At 36.1% G+C, this 5,048-nt stretch carries 5 protein-coding genes; 2 read left to right on the forward strand and 3 right to left on the reverse strand.

Annotated elements, in window-relative coordinates:
• On the forward strand, nt 1–798 hold a 798-nt coding region (locus ABY905_RS13980), incomplete at its 5' end, for an alpha/beta hydrolase family protein (protein ID WP_372644926.1).
• Between the two features lie 55 nt (nt 799–853).
• On the opposite strand, the gene ABY905_RS13985 is transcribed toward ABY905_RS13980, so the two are convergent.
• Both ABY905_RS13985 and ABY905_RS13990 read right to left on the reverse strand, forming a co-directional pair.
• Nucleotides 854–1,618 (reverse strand): MBL fold metallo-hydrolase, encoded by a 765-nt coding sequence (locus tag ABY905_RS13985; protein WP_372644928.1) that lies wholly within the window; start codon nt 1,616–1,618, stop codon nt 854–856.
• 61 nt (nt 1,619–1,679) lie between these two features.
• Complete coding sequence (locus ABY905_RS13990; RefSeq protein WP_372644930.1) at nt 1,680–2,624, reverse strand: bile acid:sodium symporter family protein; 945 nt, start codon at nt 2,622–2,624, stop codon at nt 1,680–1,682.
• A 201-nt stretch (nt 2,625–2,825) separates the two neighbouring features.
• Between ABY905_RS13990 and ABY905_RS13995 the strand changes: the two genes are divergently transcribed.
• Complete coding sequence (locus ABY905_RS13995; RefSeq protein WP_372644932.1) at nt 2,826–3,602, forward strand: EI24 domain-containing protein; 777 nt, start codon at nt 2,826–2,828, stop codon at nt 3,600–3,602.
• A gap of 84 nt (nt 3,603–3,686) precedes the next feature.
• On the opposite strand, the gene ABY905_RS14000 is transcribed toward ABY905_RS13995, so the two are convergent.
• On the reverse strand, nt 3,687–5,048 hold a 1,362-nt coding region (locus ABY905_RS14000), incomplete at its 5' end, for an MFS transporter (protein WP_372644934.1).

The raw sequence follows: 5,048 nt of genomic DNA on the forward strand, positions 1-5,048 counted from the left end.
AATTTCGATCCCAATAAGAAATACCCAATGCTCGTTTATTTCTACGAACGCGTAAGTGATCGTTTACACAAGCATTATGTGCCTCAGCCTAATTGGTCTATTATCAATCCAACATATTGCGTGAGTAATGATTACCTAATTTTCATGCCAGATATCACTTACCCTAAGGTTGGACATCCGGGAGAAAGTGCTTACAGCTCGATTGTAACAGGAACATTGGCTATGATGGATCGTTTCGATTTTATAGACAAAGATAAAGTTGCCTTGCAAGGTCAGAGTTGGGGAGGTTATCAGATTGGACATTTGGTGACAAAAACAAACCTATACAAATGTGCCATGTCTGGTGCACCAGTAAGCAATATGACTTCAGCTTACGGTGGAATTCGTTGGAAGAGTGGCCGTAGTAGAATGTTCCAATACGAACATACTCAAAGTCGAATTGGTGGAACCCTTTGGGAAAAGCCTTTGCACTATATCGAGAATTCGCCCATTTTCTCAATACCAAAGATCAAAACGCCACTTTTAATCATGCACAACGATCATGATGGTGCTGTGCCCTGGTATCAAGGCATTGAGTTCTTTGTGGCTATGCGTCGATTACAGAAACCTTGCTGGTTACTTTCATACAATAACGAAGCTCACAACTTAAAAGGTCGTGCTAATCGTATGGATTTATCCATAAGAATGATGCAGTTTTTCGATTACTACCTAAAAGGAGAAGCTGCTCCTGCTTGGATGGTTGATGGCATACCGGCCATTAAGAAAGGAAAATACGATGGCTATGAGCTGAAAAATTAAGCTATAGAAAAGACCTCAAATATTTTATTTGAGGTCTTTTTGCTTTATTGTTCTTTTAATAAATTTCAATTTTAAGACCGTCATAGGCCATAAAAACATTTTCAGGTAGTTCTTTTGAAATCTCATCATGAAAACCCAATTGGTGGCTAAAATGAGTTAAATATGCCTTCTCTGGCTTCAACTCTTCAATTAAAGCGAGAGCTTCAGAAAGAGTAAAATGTGACAAGTGTTTTTCCTTTCTCAATGCGTTCAAAACAAGAACTTTTAGGCCTTGTAGTTTTTCTTTTTCTGCTTCGGAAATATAATTCGAATCAGTTATATAAGCTAAATCATCAATCCGATAACCATAAACAGGTAGTTTGAAATGTTTTGCACGGATAGGTATAATTTCAGTTCCATTAATATAAAAGGGCTTATTTTCAACAGCCCATAGCTTCAGTTGAGGGATACCAGGATATCGGAATTCGGCAAATACGTAGGCAAACTCTTGTTTTAGTGAAGCTTGCACACGCTCTTCAGCGTAAATATCAACTGCTTTCTTATTTACCCAATTAAAAGCACGAACATCATCTAAACCTGCTGTATGATCTTTGTGCTCGTGAGTAAATAGAATCGCATCAAGCTTCTCAACCTGAGCTCTCAGCATTTGATATCGAAAATCAGGACCACTATCAATCACAATAGTATGCCCGTCAACCTCAATTAAGGCAGAAGTTCTCAATCGTTTATCTCTCTTATCAGTAGATAAACAAACGGGACATTTACATGCTATAATGGGAATTCCCTGAGAAGTTCCTGTACCTAAAAAAGTGAGTTTCACTCTGTATAATTAATGATTAGTAATTAATGATTTACGATTAAAACTTGATTGCCTTTATCCTTTAACCCATAGGCTTTATCCTTTTTTTCTTCTTTCTATATTCCATTCTGAAAGACAAATAAAGCAAGTATAACAAAACAAACACAGCCATAACTGCTGAAGGAATAGCTGCTTCTTTTCCAAATAGAGTCAAAGCAGTTACAACTGCAAATCCTGAACTCTTAATGGTAAGCAATAGGTTCTGAGTAATCGCAATTTCTTTATTAACGCCAATCTTGGCAGCTATCTTCTCATAAACCCAACCTAAACCAAATATACTAAGAAACAGGACTAAAGATACTAGAAAAAGGATGTCAAAATTTGAGAAAAACACCTGCCTATTTAAGCCAACAGCTGTAAATATCAGAAGGGCAAAACCCCAATCAACAACACGACCTCTCACCTTCTCTACCGTTGGTTTAATCGGTTCCCAAAGTAAGAATCTAGAGATAATCATAGGAATCAGAACCAACTTAATCATACTCATAAAAAGCATGCCTGAATCAATGCCACCATCCACATTACTCAATAATCCAACAATAGCAGGGGCTAAAAAAATAGAACTGATAAAAGCCCCTAAAACACCAACAATTCCGTATTTGATATCACCTTCGAGTATATGAGAAAATGGGATAACTGCCAGACCTGGGGGAGTTGCAGCTATAACTACAAAACCTAAAAATAACTCAGGAGTTGGCATCAGAAAGTAGGCTAGACTAATAATCACTGTTCCAAAAACGATGTAGTTAAGAACAGATCCTAATAGAAGCGGTTGTATCATTTTCTTCAATGGGAATAAAGCTTTAGTGCTTATACCTGTAGTAGAAAAAACCATCACAACACCTAAAATGTAAAACGTATACGTTTTTAGATATTCTGCCCAATCGCCAATAGTCAAGCCTAAAACAACAGCAAGAATCAATACAAAGTTTCTGTCACGTATAATTCGGGTAAGCAATTTTATCATCATCATTATTTTTGTAAAACAAAGATGATACAATTCAAGTCCAATTCAAAACGATTCTAAGTAATAAAGTTCTGGTGTTTTTCTCATTCTATATTCGGAATATACCGACAAGTTGTTAAATTTAAATCTTAATAATTCATCAGACTTATTGGACTTACATCTATTATAAAGCTTATACATCTCTATTTTAATATTATTTATATGAATTTTTTCAAAGATTTTGGCTTCGGACTTCGTACTTACTCCGAAGCTCTTAGTTTTATTTTTAAAAAGAAGCTCGCTTGGTTCTTCTTATTCCCCATTGCTTTTAATATTCTCTTGTTTTGGTTCGGTTGGGATATGGTAAATGATTTTTCTGATACATCAAAAGTGTATTTAGAAAACCAATTACAATTAAAGCAAGCCGAATTTTGGGGTTCGGGTTTCCTAAAAACCATCATGGATGCTTTTGTTTGGCTCACCTTTAAAATTATGTTTTTCCTTCTCTTTGCCTATTTAGGCGGTTATATCATCATTATTCTGATGTCACCTATTTTCTCATATCTATCTGAGAGAACCGAGAAGATAAAAACAGGTGTAGACTATCCTTTTAGCTTTGTTCAGCTATTAAAAGATGTGCTCCGAGGAATCGTAATTGCTTTACGGAATTTCAGCATAGAGCTCGTATTAACGGTACTGATGTTTGTATTGAGTTTTATTCCTATTATAGGTTGGCTTGCAGCAATCATGCTTTTCTTTATTTCAGCTTACTTCTATGGCTTTTCATTCATGGATTACGCTCTGGAACGCAAGAAGCTAAATTTGAGACAGAGTATCAAGTTTATGAGAGAGAATAAGGGAATTGTTATCGCAAATGGTTTTGTATTCTCTCTTTGTCTGGTTGTTCCCTTTTGTGGTGTTTCTTTATCGAGTTTTGCTGCCATTGTTTCTGTCGTTGCAGGGACTCTTGCCATTAGTGAGATTGGTACACGAAATTAAAGGAACTAACAGATATCCTACAACAACTCTAAATAACAAAAGCCACCCATAAGGGTGGCTTTTGTTTTATATCTGAAATTAGAACTACTTCTCAATGTTTGGAAGTTCCAGTCCATAACCTTTTTTGCGATCTTCCGCTTTTAATAAGAAAGCAAATACACAAGCAAGAAGTGTTAATCCTACAAAAACCATCCAAGTTGATGTATAGTCAAACATTGGAATTTCACCCGTTTCTCTTAAAGCCTGTACTTTTGATGAAATATCACCTGCAGAAACACCTTCAGCTCTAAAGATGGCAATAGCATTTTCGGTTTTCTCATTAACGCCTGGATTCGTTTTATCCAATACAACACCTAATAAAATAGGAACCAGCATTAAACCAATATTCTGAACATAGAAAATAAGTGCATAAGCTGAACCTAACTGTTTTTCAGGAATAATTTTTGGAACCGATGGCCACATAGCTGCTGGAACCAATGAGAAAGCAACTCCCAGTAGAACAACAGCGAAAATTGCTATCCATGTTGCCGTCAAAGCAGGTATATAAAAAATAGTATGAACGACTACAAGCAATACAGCTCCCAGAATCATTATAGAAGCACCTTTACCATATTTATCGTATATATATCCAAATAAGGGTGTTAAAAGAATGGTGCCAAATGGTAAGATTGAAGGAATATCTCCAGCTGTAGAAGGATCAATCCCAAACTTGTTCACCATTAATCCTGAAGAGAATTTGTAGAATGGGAAAACAGCAGAATAAAATAACAAACAAAGAATAGCAATATACCAGAATCCTTTATTTGAAATAATGACACCAATATCTGAAATTTTAAAAGGCACTTCTTCTTCAGCATCATCTTCCACTTGTTTATCTAATTTGGTATCCATCACACTGTAAACAATGAAAAGAATCAATGCGATACTCAAAGCAATGGTACCTACCAATACAGATGTTGGAATGTCAAATGCATTAGCTATACGTGGTGATCCGAATAATGCAAGGAATGAACCTAAACGAGCTAAAGCCATCTCTGTACCCATAGCAAGTGCCATTTCTCGTCCTTTAAACCATTTTACAATTATTCTGGATACAGTAATACCAGCACCTTCGGCTCCAACACAGAATATTGCAAATCCTGCTGCTGAAACAAACACTCTTGAATCGATTCCGATGATTACAGAACCCATTTCGAAATTATGAGCAAATGCATAATATTTAATAATAGCACCTAGTATCATAACAATACCAGATCCAATTGCGGTAAACTTGATACCCATTTTGTCGAGTATGATGCCAGAGAATATGAGCATAAATGCAAATACATTTAAGTATCCTTGAGCACCAGTAACAAGTCCCCAATCGGTGCCACTCCATCCGTAGGTACTTTGAATAAGGGTTTGAAGTGGAGATAGCACTTCCATAAAGGTATATGCAATAAGCAT

The sequence above is a fragment of the Ancylomarina sp. genome (assembly GCF_041555295.1).
Taxonomy (GTDB): Bacteria; Bacteroidota; Bacteroidia; order Bacteroidales; family Marinifilaceae; genus Ancylomarina.